General features: G+C 36.3%; 22 protein-coding genes. 17 read left to right on the forward strand and 5 right to left on the reverse strand.

What is annotated here, in order from left to right; translation table 11 throughout:
- The first annotated feature begins 42 nt into the window (after positions 1-42).
- From AC1RPG_RS03885 to rpsI, 14 genes are all read left to right on the forward strand, one after another.
- Entirely contained in the window at positions 43-705 is a 663-nt protein-coding gene (locus tag AC1RPG_RS03885) for an adenylate kinase (RefSeq protein ID WP_481761614.1), read from the forward strand.
- Positions 706-901: 196 nt separating this feature from the next.
- Entirely contained in the window at positions 902-1120 is a 219-nt protein-coding gene (gene infA / locus AC1RPG_RS03890) for a translation initiation factor IF-1 (RefSeq protein WP_057974621.1), read from the forward strand.
- A gap of 35 nt (positions 1121-1155) precedes the next feature.
- On the forward strand, positions 1156-1272 hold the full coding sequence (rpmJ, locus tag AC1RPG_RS03895) for a 50S ribosomal protein L36 (protein WP_057756760.1): 117 nt from the start codon (positions 1156-1158) through the stop codon (positions 1270-1272).
- A gap of 24 nt (positions 1273-1296) precedes the next feature.
- On the forward strand, positions 1297-1662 hold the full coding sequence (rpsM, locus tag AC1RPG_RS03900; RefSeq protein ID WP_057974620.1) for a 30S ribosomal protein S13: 366 nt from the start codon (positions 1297-1299) through the stop codon (positions 1660-1662).
- Between the two features lie 28 nt (positions 1663-1690).
- Positions 1691-2080: a 30S ribosomal protein S11 gene (gene rpsK / locus AC1RPG_RS03905; RefSeq protein ID WP_057974619.1), complete on the forward strand. Its 390-nt coding sequence runs from the start codon at positions 1691-1693 to the stop codon at positions 2078-2080.
- An 85-nt stretch (positions 2081-2165) separates the two neighbouring features.
- Complete coding sequence (locus tag AC1RPG_RS03910) at positions 2166-3104, forward strand: DNA-directed RNA polymerase subunit alpha (RefSeq protein ID WP_409022032.1); 939 nt, start codon at positions 2166-2168, stop codon at positions 3102-3104.
- A 27-nt stretch (positions 3105-3131) separates the two neighbouring features.
- Complete coding sequence (gene rplQ / locus AC1RPG_RS03915; protein WP_057974617.1) at positions 3132-3512, forward strand: 50S ribosomal protein L17; 381 nt, start codon at positions 3132-3134, stop codon at positions 3510-3512.
- Between the two features lie 254 nt (positions 3513-3766).
- A complete protein-coding gene (locus AC1RPG_RS03920) occupies positions 3767-4189 on the forward strand; it encodes a GNAT family N-acetyltransferase (RefSeq protein ID WP_481761613.1) in 423 nt (140 codons plus the stop codon).
- A gap of 271 nt (positions 4190-4460) precedes the next feature.
- A complete protein-coding gene (locus AC1RPG_RS03925; RefSeq protein WP_481761612.1) occupies positions 4461-5306 on the forward strand; it encodes an energy-coupling factor ABC transporter ATP-binding protein in 846 nt (281 codons plus the stop codon).
- The gene (locus AC1RPG_RS03930; protein WP_481761611.1) at positions 5282-6160 is read left to right on the forward strand and encodes an energy-coupling factor ABC transporter ATP-binding protein; all 879 of its coding nucleotides are present in this window, start codon (positions 5282-5284) and stop codon (positions 6158-6160) included. Before AC1RPG_RS03925 ends, AC1RPG_RS03930 begins: the two co-directional genes overlap by 25 nt.
- Positions 6144-6947, forward strand: coding sequence for an energy-coupling factor transporter transmembrane component T family protein (locus AC1RPG_RS03935; protein WP_481761610.1), 804 nt, complete (start codon positions 6144-6146; stop codon positions 6945-6947). The genes AC1RPG_RS03930 and AC1RPG_RS03935 overlap by 17 nt, the downstream gene beginning before the upstream one ends.
- Before the next feature lie 12 nt (positions 6948-6959).
- Complete coding sequence (gene truA, locus AC1RPG_RS03940; protein WP_409022037.1) at positions 6960-7724, forward strand: tRNA pseudouridine(38-40) synthase TruA; 765 nt, start codon at positions 6960-6962, stop codon at positions 7722-7724.
- Positions 7725-7926: 202 nt separating this feature from the next.
- Entirely contained in the window at positions 7927-8370 is a 444-nt protein-coding gene (gene rplM / locus AC1RPG_RS03945) for a 50S ribosomal protein L13 (protein ID WP_057974611.1), read from the forward strand.
- A gap of 13 nt (positions 8371-8383) precedes the next feature.
- Positions 8384-8776 carry a 30S ribosomal protein S9 gene (gene rpsI / locus AC1RPG_RS03950; RefSeq protein WP_409022038.1) on the forward strand — a complete coding sequence of 131 codons (393 nt, stop codon included), beginning with the start codon at positions 8384-8386 and terminating at the stop codon, positions 8774-8776.
- 561 nt (positions 8777-9337) lie between these two features.
- Here rpsI and AC1RPG_RS03955 read toward each other — a convergent pair.
- Genes AC1RPG_RS03955 through AC1RPG_RS03970 form a run of 4 tightly spaced genes read right to left on the reverse strand, consistent with a single transcriptional unit; the run spans position 9338 to position 13740 of the window.
- Positions 9338-10030, reverse strand: coding sequence for a DUF6287 domain-containing protein (locus tag AC1RPG_RS03955; RefSeq protein ID WP_481761609.1), 693 nt, complete (start codon positions 10028-10030; stop codon positions 9338-9340).
- A gap of 25 nt (positions 10031-10055) precedes the next feature.
- On the reverse strand, positions 10056-12737 hold the full coding sequence (locus AC1RPG_RS03960; RefSeq protein ID WP_481761608.1) for an SEC10/PgrA surface exclusion domain-containing protein: 2682 nt from the start codon (positions 12735-12737) through the stop codon (positions 10056-10058).
- 31 nt (positions 12738-12768) lie between these two features.
- Positions 12769-13134 (reverse strand): hypothetical protein, encoded by a 366-nt coding sequence (locus tag AC1RPG_RS03965; protein ID WP_481761607.1) that lies wholly within the window; start codon positions 13132-13134, stop codon positions 12769-12771.
- Positions 13135-13170: 36 nt separating this feature from the next.
- Positions 13171-13740 carry a hypothetical protein gene (locus tag AC1RPG_RS03970; protein ID WP_481761606.1) on the reverse strand — a complete coding sequence of 190 codons (570 nt, stop codon included), beginning with the start codon at positions 13738-13740 and terminating at the stop codon, positions 13171-13173.
- A 233-nt stretch (positions 13741-13973) separates the two neighbouring features.
- On the opposite strand from AC1RPG_RS03970, the gene AC1RPG_RS03975 reads away from it, so the two are divergent.
- Positions 13974-14282: a helix-turn-helix domain-containing protein gene (locus AC1RPG_RS03975; protein WP_481761605.1), complete on the forward strand. Its 309-nt coding sequence runs from the start codon at positions 13974-13976 to the stop codon at positions 14280-14282.
- Positions 14283-14511: 229 nt separating this feature from the next.
- On the opposite strand, the gene AC1RPG_RS03980 is transcribed toward AC1RPG_RS03975, so the two are convergent.
- The gene (locus tag AC1RPG_RS03980; protein WP_481761604.1) at positions 14512-15729 is read right to left on the reverse strand and encodes an ISL3 family transposase; all 1218 of its coding nucleotides are present in this window, start codon (positions 15727-15729) and stop codon (positions 14512-14514) included.
- A gap of 633 nt (positions 15730-16362) precedes the next feature.
- Here AC1RPG_RS03980 and AC1RPG_RS03985 point away from each other — a divergent pair.
- Together AC1RPG_RS03985 and AC1RPG_RS03990 are read left to right on the forward strand one after the other, a co-directional pair.
- Positions 16363-18240 carry a glycoside hydrolase family 2 TIM barrel-domain containing protein gene (locus tag AC1RPG_RS03985; protein ID WP_481761603.1) on the forward strand — a complete coding sequence of 626 codons (1878 nt, stop codon included), beginning with the start codon at positions 16363-16365 and terminating at the stop codon, positions 18238-18240.
- Complete coding sequence (locus AC1RPG_RS03990) at positions 18224-19183, forward strand: beta-galactosidase small subunit (protein WP_481761602.1); 960 nt, start codon at positions 18224-18226, stop codon at positions 19181-19183. The genes AC1RPG_RS03985 and AC1RPG_RS03990 overlap by 17 nt, the downstream gene beginning before the upstream one ends.
- The last annotated feature ends 236 nt before the right edge of the window (positions 19184-19419 follow it).

Consider the following 19419-nt stretch of genomic DNA (forward strand, 5'->3'; position numbering starts at 1 on the left):
TTAGGCTGATGCCTAACCATTTCTCATATTAGGAGGATATTCATGACTAAAATGAACCTGATGTTAATGGGTTTACCTGGTGCAGGTAAGGGAACACAAGCTGAAAAGATTGTCGACGCTTTCCACATCGCTCATATCTCTACGGGAGACATCTTCCGTGCAGCAATGAAAAATGAAACACCAATGGGACTTGAAGCTAAAAAGTATATCGATCGTGGTGACCTTGTTCCTGATGAAGTCACAAATGGCATTGTCAAAGAACGATTAGCTGAAGATGATATTCAAGATGGCTACATGCTTGATGGGTTTCCAAGAAATATGGCACAAGCTGTTGCCTTGGACGAAATCGGTAAGGACCTTGGAAAACCTCTTAACGCAGTCATTGACATTCATGTTGATCCTGAATCTCTAATCGAACGTTTAACTGGTCGTTACATTTGTCGTAATTGTGGAGCTACATATCACAAAATCTTCAACCCCACAAAGGTTGAAGGAACATGTGATCGCTGTGGGCAACATGAATTTTATCAACGTGAAGATGACAAACTTGAAACGGTTAAAAATCGTTTAGAAGTTAACATCAAAATGAATACACCGTTATTAGATTTTTACGAACAACGTCATCTATTGTATACAGTAGATGGTAACCGCGATATTGAAGATGTATTTGCAGATATTGAAACGATTTTAAACAATCTCAAGTAATCTGAGTATTCCGCTGCAAAGTAATTGTGCCGGAGTGGCTAACTTGCATCTGAGATAGCGGTATGATAGAATAATTCCGGTTTATCTTTTCAGGAGGATATTTGTAATAATATCCTGATAAGAACGGGTGAGAGTGTCTAATTCTCGCCATTTTTACATGTAAAGTTAAAACACGATTTTAAGGAGGTACATTTACGTGGCGAAAGAAGAAGTAATTGAGATTGAGGGTACGGTCCGTGAAACGTTACCCAATGCGACTTTTCGAGTTGTACTTGAAAATGATCATGAAATTTTAGCTCATGTCTCTGGTAAAATTCGTAAGAATTATATTCGTATTTTACCTGGTGATAAAGTGACGGTTGAAATGTCTCCTTACGATTTAAGTAAGGGTCGTATTACTTATCGCTTTAAATAGATTGTACTTCAAAAACTTTTAGGAGGTATAATTCAATGAAAGTAAGACCATCAGTAAAACCAATGTGTGAACATTGTAAAGTTATCAAGCGCAAAGGTCGAGTTATGATCATTTGTAGCGCAAATCCAAAACATAAACAACGTCAAGGATAATAAAAATTAGGAGGTGTAATTGTTATGGCTCGTATTGCAGGTATTGATATTCCACGTGATAAAAGAATCGTGGTAGCATTAACTTACATTTATGGAATCGGTAATACAACTGCTGCTAAGATCTTGGTAGAAGCAGAAGTATCAGAAGATATTAGAACTCGTGATTTAACAACTGACCAAGAGGATGCAATCCGTAAAGTTGTTGATCAATTTAAAATTGAAGGTGACTTACGTCGCGAAATCAGTTTAAACATTAAACGTCTCCAAGAAATTGGAACGTACCGAGGCATGCGTCATCGTCGTGGTTTACCAGTTCGTGGACAAAACACGAAAAACAACGCTCGTACACGTAAAGGCCCAGCTACATCAATTGCAGGCCGCAAGAAATAATTACTAGATTAAGGAGGTAATACTATTTATGGCAACTAAGAAAGTTTCTCGCAAACGCCGTGTTAAAAAACATATTGAAGCCGGTGTTGCACATATTCATTCTACTTTTAACAATACACTTGTTATGATTACTGATGTTAACGGTAACGCTGTTGCATGGTCATCAGCTGGTGCATTAGGTTTTAGAGGTAGTCGTAAATCTACACCATTCGCAGCACAAATGGCAGCAGAAGCTGCAGCTAAAGGCTCAATGGAAAATGGTATGAAGACTGTTGAAGTAGCAGTTAAAGGACCTGGTTCTGGCCGTGAAGCCGCAATCCGTGCTTTACAAACTACTGGTCTTGAAGTAACAGCAATTCGCGATGTTACTCCAGTGCCTCATAATGGATGTCGTCCTCCAAAACGCCGTCGTGTTTAACGTGGATTAATATTCATTACGGAGTTGAACTTCATAATGTTTTCACTAGATTACACGTTACGTTTTGAAAGGGGTAAAGATAAGAATGATTGAATTTGAAAAACCAAATATTCATAAGATAGATGAAAGTCCTAACTATGGTAAATTTGTTGTAGAACCACTTGAACGCGGTTATGGTACGACATTAGGTAATTCACTTCGTCGGATTCTATTATCTTCCTTACCAGGCGCATCTATTACTAATATTCAAATTGATGGTGTTTTACATGAGTTTTCAACTATTGAAGGCGTATTGGAAGATGTTACTCAAATTATCTTGAATATTAAGAAAGTTGCTTTGAAGTTAGCTGCTGATGAAGACCAATCCATCGAAATTGATGTGAAAGGTCCCGCAGAGGTTACTGCCGGTGACATCATTGTAAACAGTGATGTTGAAGTATTAAATCCCGACTTGTACATTTGTACAGTCGCAGAAGGTGCATCTTTTCATGTTCGCATGAACGCTAGCAATGGTCGTGGATACGTATCTGCTGATCAAAACAAAGCGGAAGATATGCCAATTGGCGTATTACCAATTGACTCCATTTATACCCCAATCGAACGTGTGAACTACCAAGTAGAAAAAACACGTGTTGGTCAAAAAGATGATTATGACAAATTGACACTTGATGTTTGGACTAATGGTTCAATTACACCAAGCGAAGCCATTAGTTTGTCGGCTAAAATTTTAACTGAGCATTTGACTTTATTTGTTGATTTAACCGATGAAGCTAAAAATGCTGAAATTATGGTTGAAAAAGAAGAAACACATAAAGAAAAAATGCTCGAAATGACGATTGAAGAACTTGATTTATCAGTTCGTTCATACAATTGTTTGAAACGTGCTGGAATCAACACGGTTCAAGAATTAACGAATAAATCCGAAGCTGACATGATGAAAGTCCGTAACTTGGGCCGTAAATCATTGGAAGAAGTTAAAGCTAAATTAGCTGCGCTTGATTTATCATTACGTCATGATGACTAATATTATATAGAGGGAGGGAAACTATTCATGAGTTACCGCAAATTAGGACGTACAAGTTCTCAACGTAAAGCAATGTTACGTGATTTAACAACAAGTCTTATTATCAACGAACGAATTGTGACTACTGAAGCTCGCGCTAAAGAAGTACGCAAATCTGCCGATAAAATGATTTCTTTAGGTAAACGTGGTGATTTAGCTTCACGTCGTCGTGCTGCTGCTTTCGTAAGAAACACAGTTGCTGACGTGAAAGAAGATGGTGACGATGTCACTGTTCAATCAGCATTACAAAAATTATTTTCTGATGTAGCTCCTCGTTACGCTGAACGTAATGGTGGATACACTAGAACTATGAAAACAATGCCTCGTCGTGGCGATGCCGCACAAATGGTTATTATTGAATTAGTATAATTCGTTAACAGATAATTTTTCACTTTGATTGATGATTAAAAACAAACGTTATGATGATGGAGTAATCTTAGTCTAGTTTGAAGGTTCTTCACATTTGTGATTTGCCGGTCATCCTTCATAGTGATTTTTTATTGTCTAATGAGGTCTGAAAAAAGGGTTCTGAACACATTTTAATAATGTGTTCAGAACCCTTTTTTTATGTGCTAAAACCTAGTATGATAATAGTATTCTTAATCTGTTTAGGGGGTAATGTGATGGCACAAAGTTCAATACAACTTTACCGTTATGATAGTAAATATTTATCGGAAATAACGACATTATTCAACCAAACAATTCAAGAGATTAACCGACAAGATTATTCACAACTAGAAATTAATGAGTGGGTGCAGAATAATCCAGATCTGAGTGCATGGCATAAACGATTAAGTGAATCATTTACGCTACTTGCCATCAAAGATTTAAAGGTCATAGGATTTGGTAACCTTGAAGTAACAGGACATATTGATATGCTGTACGTAGAGAGTTCTATGATTCGACAGCATATCGGAGCGCTTATTTTAACAGAATTAACAAATTACCAAAGGAATGAATTACAAATAAATGTACAAACGGTAGAGGCTTCAATAACTGCTGTCTCTTTTTTTGAACATTATGGGTTTAAAATTATAAAAAGATAAGATAATTATCGACATCAACAAAATCTAGTTAATTATCAAATGGTGAGAGAAATTTAGCTTAAAATGCAGTTCTTAGCGCAATATAAAAAGGTGTGACTAAATGGCTGTTTATTGTTAATTAAGAGCTTAAAAGTACAAAAAATGCATTTTAGATGTATGTTGTATAGATAGGACAACTATAAAGAGTAAAAGTATAAATACACTGAGTTCATTTTGGCCTGTGATATAATGCAAAACGTAAGTTATCTTGTGAATTGTGAGGACAGTAACAATGACTGAATTAATTAAAGTTGATCATTTAAATTATCAATATGAAGCACAAAAAGAAATGAGTGAAATGGCACTTAAAGATGTGTCCTTTACGATTGAAAAAGGTGACTGGGTTGCAATTATTGGTCATAACGGTAGTGGGAAAAGTACATTATCTAAAAATATTAATGGCTTGCTAGCACCTCAATCAGGTGAAATCACAGTAGATGGCCTTATTTTATCACCAGAAACGGTCTGGGATATTCGTCGTAAGATTGGCATCGTTTTTCAAAACCCAGATAACCAGTTTGTGGGAGCAACTGTTGAAGATGACGTTGCATTTGGACTTGAAAACAATGGAATAGAACGTAAAGAAATGCAAGAACGAGTCAGAGACGCGCTTGAACGTGTAGATATGTGGGAGTTTGCGGCCAAGGAACCTGCTAGACTATCTGGGGGACAGAAACAACGTGTCGCAATCGCTGGAATTGTCGCTCTAAGGCCAGAAGTTATCATCTTGGATGAATCAACTAGCATGTTGGATCCAGAAGGTCGTGACGAAGTTTTGAGCCTAATACATCAACTCAAAGAAGAACGTGGGCTAACAATTATTTCAATCACGCATGATATTAATGAAGCGGCAAGTGCTGACAAAATTATGGTTATGGACAAAGGCGAGCTGGTAAAAGAAGGCACACCTGCTGAAATTTTTGCACTTGGTGAACAATTAGTAGATATGGGATTAGATATTCCATATCCAGAACGCTTAAAAGTCGCGCTTAAAAAACGTCATTTTGACATTCCGGACGACTATATGACAGAGGAAGGTATGGTAGATTGGTTATGGCAATTAAATTCAACGAAGTAGCCTTTACCTACCAAAAAGGGACACCTTTTGAAAGTCGGGCGCTACATAATATCAATCTTGAAATTGAGGACGGCTCATTTACAGCAATTGTTGGACATACAGGTTCTGGTAAATCGACCCTATTGCAACATTTAAATGGCCTATTAAAACCAACTGAAGGTAAAATTACAATTGGGAATCAAATCATTACACCAGAAACGGCCAATAAAACGTTAAACGATTTACGAAAACAAGTTGGCATCGTTTTTCAATTTCCAGAAGCACAATTGTTTGAAGAAACGGTTATTAAAGATGTGGCATTTGCGCCAAAAAACTTTGGTAAAACAGATGAAGAAGCTGAGAAAATAGCGACAAAAATGTTGAAGTTAGTTGGATTACCAGAGAATATCTATCAGCAATCACCATTTGACCTCTCTGGTGGTCAAATGCGTCGCGTAGCAATCGCTGGAATTCTGGCTATGGAACCTAAAATCTTGGTTTTAGACGAACCCACAGCAGGATTAGATCCTAAAGGTCGCGTTGATATGATGGCAATGTTCGAAGAACTTCATCGTGAACAAAATTTGACGATTATTCTCGTAACGCATCAGATGGATGATGTGGCAAATTATGCGAATCACGCTATTATCATGTCAAAAGGAACGATTATTAAATCGGGCACACCAAGAGAAGTTTTTGCTGATCCAGAGTTCTTATTAAGTAACCATTTGAACGTGCCAACAACAACGTTATTTTCAAAAAAATTAATTGAAAAAGGCTTTGAATTCAAGGAGATGCCTTTAACAGAGAATGAATTAGCCGACGACCTCGTCACGCTGCTAAGCCAAAATGGAGGTCATGACGCTAATGAATAAGTTGATTTTTGGACGTTACATAGCGGGTGATTCACTCGTTCACCGCATGGATCCGCGTGCTAAATTAGTTTTGAGTTTTTATTTTGTTGGAATAATCTTTATGGCAAATAATTGGCAAAGTTTTTCTATGCTTTTAGTTTTTACGTTAGGATGTATTTTAGCGTCAAAAATTAATATGAGTTTCTTTTTAAAAGGTGTCCGGCCATTAATTTGGCTGATTATCTTTACGGTTGCTTTGCAAATGCTATTTTCAAGTGGTGGCCAAATGTACTGGCATTGGGGGATTTTTAAAATTTCTCAATTTGGTGTGACAAATGGATTATATATTTTTTGCCGATTTATTTTAATTATTTTTATGTCAACATTATTGACGTTGTCAACGGCACCACTCCAACTAGCAGATGCGATTGAATCTTTATTAAAACCACTTAAAGCAATCAAATTTCCAGTTTATGAAATTGCGTTAATGTTATCAATCGCGTTACGTTTTGTCCCTACATTAATGGATGAGACAGAAAAAATTATGAACGCTCAACGAGCTCGAGGTGTGAACTTTGGTCAAGGGTCGCTAATTAAACAAATGCAATCAATTATCCCGTTGTTAATTCCGCTATTTGTAAGTTCGTTCAATCGTGCCGAAGATTTAGCGATTGCCATGGAATCTCGTGGTTACCAGGGTGGAGAAGGTCGAACAAAGTATCGTATTTTAAAATGGCGGACGGCTGATACGTTAGCTTTTGTTTTATTCGCTATCGTTACCGTTGCATTAGTCTACCTCAAAAATTAAGGATGAATAAATATGTCAGTACGTTTTAAAATTACCGTTGCTTATGATGGCGCAGCTTTTGCAGGGTTTCAGAGGCAGCCAAACCAACGGACGGTTGAATCTGTCTTAGAAAAAGCAGTAACAATTATGAGTAAATCAGAAGTACCAGTTAGAATTTATGGTTCAGGCCGAACAGATGCTGGCGTTCATGCCTTAGGACAGGTTTTTCATTTTGACTTCATGCATGAAATTCCGGAAACTAGCATGATGAGAGCATTGAACAGTTTATTGCCACTGGATGTTCAAGTTAAAAAAGCCGAACTTGTCAGTGATGATTTTCATTCACGCTATAGTACGCATGGTAAACGATATATGTATCGTGTTTCTCAAGGTGAATTTACCGACCCATTTAAACGCTTCTACACGGGTCATTATAAATACAAGATAGATATCGCCAAAATTGAAGAAGCATTACCTGATTTAGTTGGCGAACATGATTTTTCTAGTTTCGTGGCGGCAGGTAGCCAGGTTACAGATCACGTTCGGACGATTTATGAGGCAACCGTGAGAGAAGATAAAGAAAACCATGAAATTATTTTTGAATTTTATGGAAATGGCTTTCTGTACAATATGGTCCGAATTTTAGTCGCTACACTCCTAGAAATAGGGAACGGCCGGCGTCCGGTTCATGATATTTTACGGTTATATGAAGTAAAGGATCGACAACAAGCTCGAGAAACAGCTCCGGCGAGTGGATTATATTTAAAAAAGGTTTATTATCCGGACGAATTAGGGTAATATAGAAGTTATTGACAATATGAATACTAAGGCAATTTTAAATCTGAAAAGGTGTTATTTATTTGTGGGATGCCCATAAATTAGATTGACAAATTGACTTTTAATAGTTAATATTATAAATGGTATTGTTTGCCCCACTGATAGGCCCCGGAAACTTATTTGAGTGTCAAACAAACAACATGAAAAAACGGAGGAAACAATCGTGCGTACAACTTATTTAGCAAAAAAAGGCGAAATAGAACGTAAATGGTATGTTATTGATGCAACTGATATTTCTTTAGGTCGCTTATCAACTGTCGTTGCTTCTATCTTACGCGGTAAAAACAAACCAACATTCACACCTAATGTGGATACTGGTGATAACGTTATTGTTATCAATGCAGAAAAGGTTGGTTTAACTGGTCACAAAGCTGACAGAAAATTATACCAACATCATACAGATCATCCAGGTGGTTTAAAAACTCGTACTGCTGGTGATTTCCGTGCCAACGATCCTGAAAAATTGATTGCTTTCTCTGTTAAAGGTATGCTTCCAAAAGGTACTCTTGGTAAAGAACAAGCATTGAAATTACACGTATATCGTGGTGCAGAACATGATCAACAAGCACAACAACCAGAAACTTTAGATATTACAAACTTAATTTAAGGAGGCAATTGAAATGGCTCAAGTCGTATATTCAGGAACAGGTCGTCGTAAAAACTCAGTAGCTCGCGTACGTTTAGTACCAGGTACTGGTAAAATTACTATCAACAACAAAGCAATTGAAGATTACATTCCATTTGCTAACTTACGTGAAGTAGTCTTACAACCATTTAACGCTACAGAAACATTAGGTAGTTATGATGTTTTAGTTAACGCTAATGGTGGTGGCTTCTCAGGTCAAGCTGGCGCAGTTCGCCATGGTATTGCTCGCGCATTACTTACAGTAGATCCAGATTTCCGTGCAGCTCTTAAATCTGCAGGATTACTTACTCGTGATCCTCGTATGAAAGAACGTAAGAAACCAGGTCTTAAGAAAGCTCGTAAAGCAAGCCAATTCTCAAAACGTTAATATATATTTATATCGATATTTTGAAGCACTTCACAAAGCAATTTGTGAGGTGTTTTTTTTGGTATATTGCAGTTGTCACTGGTGAATATTTTTGGTTCTATTGCAACTATTGTTGGTGAATATATTATGGAGGGTGTTGTCACTTTGTGACAACGCCTTTTTTATGTACATAATCCTCATTACAAAGAAAATGTGTTTCCTAAAATTACTGAAATCGTAGGCATTACGTTTAATATGTTTCAATTCATTGTTAGTTTCTTAAAGTTGGCCACTAGAATAACGTAGTAGCCTAATAGAGATGCCCGCCATCCGTAGCTAACAATTTGATTATGTTGAGAACTCTGCAGGGGTGTCAGGCATTTTTGAAGGTAATCTAAAGTACCATAAACTCCGATGACTGCTGGATTAAGGAGTGCTTTCAGCAAATTTCATATTTAGTAAAACCTTAGTATTATTTGTCATAGGAGACTCTTTTTAGTGTCATACAAAAAAATCTGTTGCCAGTGATAGATTTTTCTATCACTGGCAACAGATATTGTAGACCTTCTATTTATATATATATTAACTTTGGCTGTAAACCGCGGTCACTGAGTTACTACTTGACCAAACAACAATCAGATTCTGCTTGTTCGTTTCTTCACCAGTATTAACACCATATTCGTGACTAGTCCCTTTGGGATAGAACATGACGGACCAATTAATAGAAACATCACTTGCATTACTTAAGCTGGCGGTTAAGATATTATTAGCAACTTCAAATTTCGTCGCATGCAGCCCATTCTGATCTTTTAAGCCAGCTTTATTTAATGTAAACGAAGATGATGACACTAGACTATCTTTAGTAATATTTAACGGCTGAACATCATCAAGTGGTAAGTCGCGTCCCCGTGCTTCTAACTTCACAATTTGCCACTGACCGACGATACTGCTGTAATCACTGACTTGAATTTGATCTAAATTCATCTGTTTTGGTTGATTTACTTCTTTGGCAGGCGTCTTTTTAATCGTATTTACTTTTTTTGACGACTGCGCTTTTTTCTTATCTGACACGGATTCTTTTTTTGGTTGATTTACTTCTTTAGTATGCGTCTTTTTAGTTGTATCTGCTTTTTTTGACGACTGCGCCTTTTTCTTATCTGACACGGATACTTGTTTTGGCTGACTTGTTTGCTCAGACTGTGACTTTTGTTGCCCACACGCTGTTAATAAAGCAACCATTACGATACTAGTCATTACAAGTAAAGGCTTCTTCATCTCAATTCCTCCTTACAATAACGAATTAGTGTTTACGACGGCGCGTTCCTGCAAGTCCAAAGAGACTAACGGCACCAACAAGAGCTGCACCAATCACTGAAACGACTGACGAATTAGTTTCGTCAGTTTGTGGTAATACCGAAGCACCTAATATTTTAGCGTTATTGATTTCTGAATGATCAGCAGCTTTAAGACGTGATGTTGATGTATTATTGCTTGGTGCAACAATACCATTGTTGTCAGTCGTGTCTTTAGCTGTTTCACTACCTTTAGCAACAACAGAACCAGTTACGTTACCTTTATCTGAACCATTGTCTGAACCTGTTACATGACCAGTATGTGAACCAGAATCGTTATCAGTACCAGTTGATGGTTTGTCAACATTGTTCAAAGCATCTTCGATGTCTTTTTCATGTTGTAATTTAGCTAATGCAGCTTGTGCATCGTCTAAAGCTTTCTTAGATGCATCAGCGATTGCTTGTAACTTCGCATATTGTGCATCGTCAGCAACGGAAGCAGCTTGTGCATCTTCGGCAGCTTTAACAGCCTCGTCGTATGCTTTTTTAGCAGCTTCAACAGCTTTTGTTGCGTCAACTAAGTTAGCTTCAGCATTCTTTAAGTCATCTAAATGATTTGTTTTTTCGCCAAGTGCGTCTTGACCAGCTTTTAAAGCTGCTTGAGCGGCACTTAATTTAGCAGTTGCATCTTTTAATGCAGTTTTAGCAGTAACTAATTTAGCATTAGCTGCGTCTAAAGTCATGTGTTTTTGAGCTTGTGTTGTTTTAGTTGTAGCTAAGGCAGCTTGTGCATCTTTTAAAGCTTGTTGTTTTTGAGGCATTGATGCATTTAAATCATCAACAACTGTTTGTGCATTTTTAACAGCTACAGTAGCAGTTTTAACATCGTTTTGTGCTTTAGTTAAGGCTGTGTGTGCTGTTGCTTGTTTTGTTTTAGCAGTTGCTAAAGCAGTTTTAGCTGTAGCTAAGGCTTGGTTAGCTTTAACTGTTTGTGATTTAGCTGCTGCAAGAGCTGCATCAGCAGTTTTTGAAGTTGCTGTTTTAGCAGTAACGTCGCTTGCTAATTTATCAATTTGAGCTTGACTGACAGTTCCAGATTCAACAGGTGTAGTGCTAAATTTAGAAGCGTCGTTAACATCATAGTCATCAACAAAGTTAAAGAAACTTGTTAAGAAGATATTACCGTTAGATTGTTTAAATTGACCGAAGCCAAGACCGAACCATGTGTTATTGGCAGGTGTATATGTTGCCATAATGCCAGCAACACTTACGGCATGGCCCCATTCACCCCCATTGAATAAGAAGGCATTCATTGAATCATAGATAGATTTCTTGAAAGCATCAAGACTAAGATTCCAACCATTTTCAGATGATTTATCGAAGATAGTATTCATATCTTGTTGTGTTAAGTATGTTAATCCCATACCGTTAGCAATGCTGTTGTTTAATGCATTGTCATGACCATCATCAGGATCGTTATTCTTAGATGTATAAGCATCGCCGATTGATTGACCTAATTTTTTAGAACCTTCTGAGACTTCAACTTGTGTGCTACCAAAACGGTCACGCACTTCATTTAATAATTGTTTAGCATATTCATTTAAGTCATCAAGATATTTGTTTAAATCTGATTGGTTGTTAATATGAACAGTTTTATCTTGGTCATTTGAAATGTAGCCGCCATTTAATGCCCATTCTTTTTCAGTTGCAGCTGTTAAACTGTCAATGACATCTTGATAATTAGCGTCAGCTGATGAAGCATCTGAATAAGCCTTTAAGGCATTAATGTAGTCTTGGCTTAAGTTGATGTGATTTTGGTTAGCTTGATGATTACCTTGTTGTTTCTTAGCATCATCTAATGCTTTTTGAGCAGTATCTTTAGCTTTTTGAGCAGCGTCAGCTTTAGCTTTAGCATCATTTTGTTGTTTGTTAGCATCAGTTACGCCAGTTTGAGCGTTATTAACATTGTTTTGTGCGTCAGCAATATTCTTGTCAGCTTGGTCAGCACCTTTTTGAGCATTGTCTTCAGTTGTTTGAGCTTGATCCAAGTTATCTTTGGCATTGCTTAAATTCTTGTCGGCTTCGGCTGAACCTTTGCCATCAAGGTTATTTTGAGCATTATCAACGTTTTCTTGAGCTTTATCAGCATCTTTATCAGATTGGTCAGCACCTTTTTGGGCTTCATCAACGCCAGTTTGAGCATTATCGACATCTGTTTTACCTTTATCAACATCTGTTTTAGCGTTATCAACGTCTTGACCTAATTGGTTATTTGTTTTGTCTTGTTCGTCAACTGCATCTTGAGCGTTATTGATAGATTCATCAGTTGCGTTATCAGCAGTATTTTGCGCATTTTGTTGATTATCAACAGCACTGTTTAAATCTTCTTGTGATTGATTAGCATTTTCTTCAGTTTGACCAGCATTGTCTTTAGAAGCATCGGCTGTGTCTTTAGAAGTATCAGCAGCACTTTGATCTTTGTCAGCTGTATCTTTGGCATTATCAACGTCAGTTTGAGCGTCTTTAATATCGTCATCTAATTTTTGACTGTTAGATTGAACTGTTTGAGTATGAGTTGTTTCAGTTGAGTCGGGTGTAGTTGTTGCAGCGTTTGCCGTTGTTGTAGCACCAACGACAGTAACTCCAGCGATTAATGCACTTGATAATAAAGTAATGTTTGATTTTTTCATAATATAAAATATCCTCCCAATAAATTAATAATTATTTAGCAACCTGTTCAAATTTTAACCCCTCTAATAAAAATCCGAAGCCCATCATTTGTGAACCAGTTACGGAATTAAGTGTAAATGTTTTTTTATCTTTGTCTAAACTAGCTTTCATTGTATAATCATCAAATTTCATGGTAAGTTTACCGTCTTCAATTTCATAAGTACCTTGGTCTGACTTTTTATCAGTTTCAACTTTAGTCACAGTGTTTCCTTTAAACTTCAACTCAAATTTGGAACCACCCATGTCGGAAATATAGCTTCCATCCATCTTATTTGAATTGCCCATCATAAACATAGCCACAATAATAACTATAGCTACTATACTGACACCGGTAATAATATTTGCTTTTTTTGACATTTTTTCTCCATTTTTATAAATTTAATATAATAAATCTTATTTTCTGAACGAATTAAATGCACTGACGGTTGAGGACATAGCTGCCAAGCGTGCATTTGAGGCAATATCTTGTTGTAAGCCTCTCATTTCTTCCTGCATTGAAAGTTGAGTTTCTTGGAATTGTTGTGTTTCTAAAATGTTAAAGGCTTCTTGCAAATCACGTGCCCGAGTTTCATCAATTAATTTCCAAAGACGAAAAATATCGAAATAGTTGTAGAATTTCTCTGGGAATCCTTGCTTGCCTGCAATATAATCTTCATTTGCCATTTCAGCGTCCAAGTCTGCTAAGGCTTGTGTTTTAGATTCATTACCCGGCATAATATAAACAAAATATTTAAAAGCAAATAGCGCGATAACAGCAATGATGAATGGCATCGCCGCACTTGTCTGACTAGTAATCATAAAAAGAACAATTAAAACGACTAATGCGATGATTATTCCTCGAAATTTTTTCTTACCTTTTTCAATCTTAGCCTCTGCTTCACGAATTTGTTGTTGGATAACTGCAGCTCCCGCTGTAACACTTCTTTTTGCCATTAAAAAATCTAAAAGTTCTTCTTTATTCATAATTTTCTCCCTTTTCTTTGAACGAATTATTAACCAACCTTTACCAAACGATCCCTATAAAATCTCCTCCCCCAAAAAAGTAATTTATATCTTGCACTATCTTCACATGATATATTTTATCTCAAAAATATACTCAATACTACCTTTTTATGTAACTTTATAGGTATACTGAGAGCTTTGAAAGTGTGCGCACTTAATTTATCATTAAACATATGGATAAATAGGAGCGATTTATGATTATACTTGTGGGCACTTTCATTCGGAAAAAGCGAAAAGAATTAGGACTTACAATTGAAGAATTGGCAGAAATGGCGGACGTATCCGCCAGCTATTTGGCTCGACTCGAAAGAGGACAATTAGACGATACGAGTACAAGAAAGTTGGAACTAGTTCTGAATGCCTTACAATTAAATTTGGCTGATATATTAATGAGTAATGATTTTAACGACATTTATACGCCCGAATTAATTAACAGATTGAAAAGCATGACCACAGATGATAGAATGCGTATCTCTAAAGCGTTACTGGAAATCTTGAAATAGAAATTGATTAGACATATATTAAATGGGTAGAGAGTGTGTAAAGCATAAAAAAAGACACCATTAATGGTGTCTTGACTAGTCTATTTTATGGTGTTAATTTTATCTCGTATTATGGATTTTATTCAATGTTGTTCCTTTTTCAATATTGTAAAGTATTGATACAAGTGGATTCAAATAGATAAGATTCCATGAAGTATTAATCGATAATTCTCAAAACGCTAATATATATTTATATCGATATTTTGAAGCACTTCACAAAGCAATTTGTGAGGTGTTTTTTTGTATGGATTTTAAGTGTATAAAATATTCTAGTTCGGAATCTACGAAAATTTCTAAATTCAAAACCAACGCGTTTAATGACCTTAATTTTATTGTTTATTCCTTCTAAAGGACCGTTAGTATAATAATAGCCAAAATTATTTTTAATCTCAGAATGGTGACAAAGCAACGTTTCAATACTTTTAAGCATTTCTTCAGAACACCTTTCGGTGTTTCTAACTGTAAAATCATAAGATTTCCAGTCCTTCAACCGAATGGTTGATCTTATTTGGTTCATGAGTTCATATGATTTATTTAGTTCAGGATGAATCGCTAATAAATGATCAACGACATTTGTTTCTGTTGTTAGGTATGGGAAATAAGTCCATTTCTTGAAATTTTTAAAATCTAAGGTTTCAGAAGGTTTTAACAGGAGCTTCCAGTAACGTTTTAGTGCTTTGTAGTCTTGTGATGATTTTGAAAGTTCTTTCATCAGTCTAATTCTAGTTTTAGTGAATCCACGATTCACTGAATTGATAATATGAAAGGTATCTATGATGACAATCGCGTTAGGAAAGACTTCTTTGGCTAGTTTAGGATAGGTATAATTCATATCAGTTACGATAATTTTCACGTTTTTTCTAGCTGCAGCTGAGTAACGATAAAAATAACGTTCTATTTGATAGAATCTTCTAAAAGATAAAAGTTTGATTAATTCATGGTTACTAGCATCCATAAATTCAAAACTCATGGCATCTGTAGCTGATTTGGTACTCTTGACTTCGTCAAGTAGGAGTACTTTAGGTAAAAATTTATAATTAGGTTTAAAATCACGTTCAAAGGTCATTAAAATACGACCTACAAAGGAATCAGGATTCGAAATTTCATTAGCAATATGAGTTAAAGAAACGGATTCCGCTAATTTAGTTAAACAGAGCTGTTTAGATAGATTGGAAATCGTACAATTTTTAGGAACCACACTTGTTTGGACAAGGAAGTATGACTGCCGCTCATGACAGCTAAAGTATCTTCGTTTGAGTGATAAAATGATACATTTACCAAAAAATTTAGGGTAGCGTATGGGTGTTTGACGCCAACTATACCTGATAATCTGTCCTTCGTTTTTAATATCACAATTTGGACAATCCCTTCGGCTGGTAATCAAGAACACGGTTAAATCGAGTGACACCGTCATTAGAAGACTGATAATCAACAATCGTTAGACTACTGTCTTTTATTTTAAGCCAAAATTTAGTATGATTAGGCATGCGGAGAGTTCCATCTTTCTTATTAATTCATCTGTGGTGGTTGAGGGATAATGAACATGGATGAACTCGTAACCAAAAGTCTTATGACTTTTGGCTTTTTTTTGTTATTATACAAAAAAACTGTCATCAGTAATAGTTTTTACACTAGTCCCAACAACAGATAGTACAGAGCCTTTTTATTGTATTTAAAATTTAAAGATATTTCCTTCTATTTGGAATATTCGTTGGGTTTTGGGAGCAACTACTGATAATAACCTAGCTAAAACACAAAGAAAAGTAAAGGGTATATAAACGATTTCTCCTCCCTTTACATTTTTTCATTTTTGCAGAAGGATTAATACAGCAATCGATACTGAAACTTACTGCAAAAATCAATTAAAAGGCCCAAAGGAAGAAGTTAATCAATTTTACACAAAATAAAAATGAGATTACCGTATTTTCACTTAAATCTAATTTTTTTTATTGTCTCAATTTTATAATGCTTTTTGACAACCTCCAAAAGAAAACATATACTTAATTATGAAAACGCTTTTATATAAAACGGAGGCAAACAGATGACACCAGAAATTGAATGGCTAGATACACCAACCGTTTTTCGTGTTGGACAGGTACCAGCTCACAGTGATCATAAGTACTATGCAACTCAAGCAGAAATGTTACAACAAAAAAGTTCATTTGAACAATCTTTGAATGGAACTTGGAAATTTAGTTACAGCACTAATGCAGCAAGTCGACCAAAAAATTTCTATCAGACTGACTTTGATGCAGAACAATTTGACACAATTCCAGTACCACAGCATATTGAATTATCAGGATATGAGCAATTACATTATATTAATACGATGTATCCTTGGGAAGGACATGAATATAGACGACCTGCTTTTTCAGATACTGATTTAAATCAGTATGCTGGAATGTTTAGTGATGCAGAATATAATCCAGTAGGTTCATATTTAAACCATTTTGACTTGGAACCAACTCTTCAAAATAAACGCGTTATTATCCGTTTTGAAGGTGTTGAACAGGCAATGTACGTCTGGTTGAATGGACATTTTCTAGGATACGCAGAAGATAGTTTTACACCAAGCGAATTTGACCTGACACCTTATTTAAAAGATAAGGATAATTGTTTGGCAGTTGAAGTGCATAAACGAAGTTCTGCAGCCTTCATTGAAGACCAAGACTTTTTCCGTTTCTTCGGAATTTTTCGTGATGTGACACTGTTAGCACAACCTGCAACACATTTAGATGATTTTTGGGTGATTCCTGATTACGATAGTGGACAAAAAACAGGACAAGTAGATTTACAACTTCATTTTAGTGGGGCAGAACAACGTGTCCGTGTCACATTCAAAGACCAAGATGCGGTGTTATTTAGCGATGAATTAATGAGTGGGTCAGATGTCGAAAAACACTACAATTTAGCACAACCAGTGACTGCTTGGCAGAATGACCGGCCTTATTTATATACATTACAATTAGAAATTTTAGATGCTGATGGGCAATTAATTGAAATTATCCAACAACCAGTTGGTTTTCGCAAAATTGAAATTAAGAATCGCGTGATGTTATTAAATGGTGAACGATTAATTATCAATGGTGTTAATCGTCATGAGTGGAACCCTAAATCAGGAAGAACCATTTCAGATAATGATGAAGCTTGGGATGTTGACTGTATGCAACGTAACAATATTAACGCAGTTCGGACGTCACATTATCCAGATCGATTATCTTTTTACAATCGTTGTGATCAGGCTGGTATTTATATGATGGCTGAAACCAACTTAGAATCACATGGTTCTTGGCAGAAAATGGGTGAAGTTGAGCCTTCTTGGAATGTGCCCGGCTCATCGGATCAATGGGAAGCAGCCGTTTTAGACCGCGCTAAAAGTAATTTTGAGTTATTTAAAAATCATCCCTCAGTTTTATTTTGGTCATTGGGTAACGAATCATACGCCGGCAGTGTCTTAGCGAAAATGAATGAGTACTATAAACAAAAAGATTCGACACGTTTAGTTCATTATGAAGGTGTTTTCCGTGCGCCTGAATACAAAGATGTCATTTCAGATGTTGAAAGTCGGATGTATGCAACACCAGCCGAAATTAAAGACTATCTAGAAAATTCACCACAAAAACCATTTATCTTGTGTGAGTATATGCATGATATGGGTAATTCATTGGGCGGGATGAAATCATATATTGATTTATTACAACAATATGAATCCTATCAAGGTGGTTTCATCTGGGACTTTATCGATCAAGCATTGTTAGTTGAAGATCCCGTCACAGGTCAAAATGAGTTGCGTTATGGTGGCGATTTTGATGATCGACCATCTGATTATGCATTTTCGGGTGATGGACTCGTTTTTGCCACACGTAATGAAAAACCAGCAATGCAGGAGGTAAAATACTATTATGGCACAGATAAATAAGCAGTTAACTGTCATTTACGGAGATGTCACACTCGGTTTAAAAGGAAATGATTTTCATTATATTTTCTCCTATCAAACGGGTGGCCCAGAATCTTTTAGAATTCAAGGTAAAGAGTGGCTTTATCGCTCACCAAAACCGACTTTTTGGCGTGCAACAACGGATAACGATCAGGGGAGTCAGTTTCCAGTAAAGTCAGGGATGTGGTTGGCCGCTGATCAATTCAGTAATTGTCAATCAGTTAAAGTTGCTATTAATGGTAAACCAATTGCGTTACCGATTGCACCAGAAAATAATCGTTACACTAACCATGAAGTCGCTGAAAAAGTGGCTATAAGTTATATCTATAACACACTGACTGTGCCGCAAACGCAAGTGACGGTCACTTATACTGTTGAAGCAACCGGAAAAATGAATGTTGCAGTTTCATACCAAGGAAAAGCTGGATTACCCTCATTACCTGTTTTTGGGTTGCGATTTATTATGCCCACACCAGCGACTCGTTTTTGTTACCAAGGATTATCAGGAGAAACTTATCCAGATAGAATGGCCGGAGGAATTCCAGGCCGATATGAAGTTCAAGGGTTACCAGTGACACCATACTTAGTTCCGCAAGATTGTGGTGTGCATATGCAAAATGATTGGGTAACTGTTTATCGACAGTCTGTTCTGGATAATCGTATGCAACAGGCTTCTGAAACGGGTTTAACATTCAGTGCGGTTGATCAACCAATTGCGTTTAGTTGTTTACCTTATACAGCTGAAGAATTAGAAAATGCGACACATCATAGCGAATTACCAGCGGAACATCGTACCGTTTTATCGATTCTAGGCGCCGTTCGAGGTGTTGGTGGTATTGATAGTTGGGGTAGTGATGTTGAGGATGACTATCAAATTGATGCGATGAAGGATATTGCTTACCAATTTAATATCACATTTGATTAATTTGCCTATCTACCATAACTATAGTAGACTGTAAATAATTAATAAACAGGGAGTGTGAAGTGCATTGGTAAATACAAATCGTTAATCGAATAACTGTCGACTAAACAAGGGACGAAGTGTGTCTTTTTATGCATGTTGACTATTCAAACGGTTTGCAATATCAATTCTTTTTCACATCTGAAAGAACCACTTTTTTTGATGGATAACGATTGAAGAGCATATAACTGTATGCTCTT

It is taken from the genome of Dellaglioa sp. CoH-57-MRSF-18 (genome assembly GCF_056781995.1).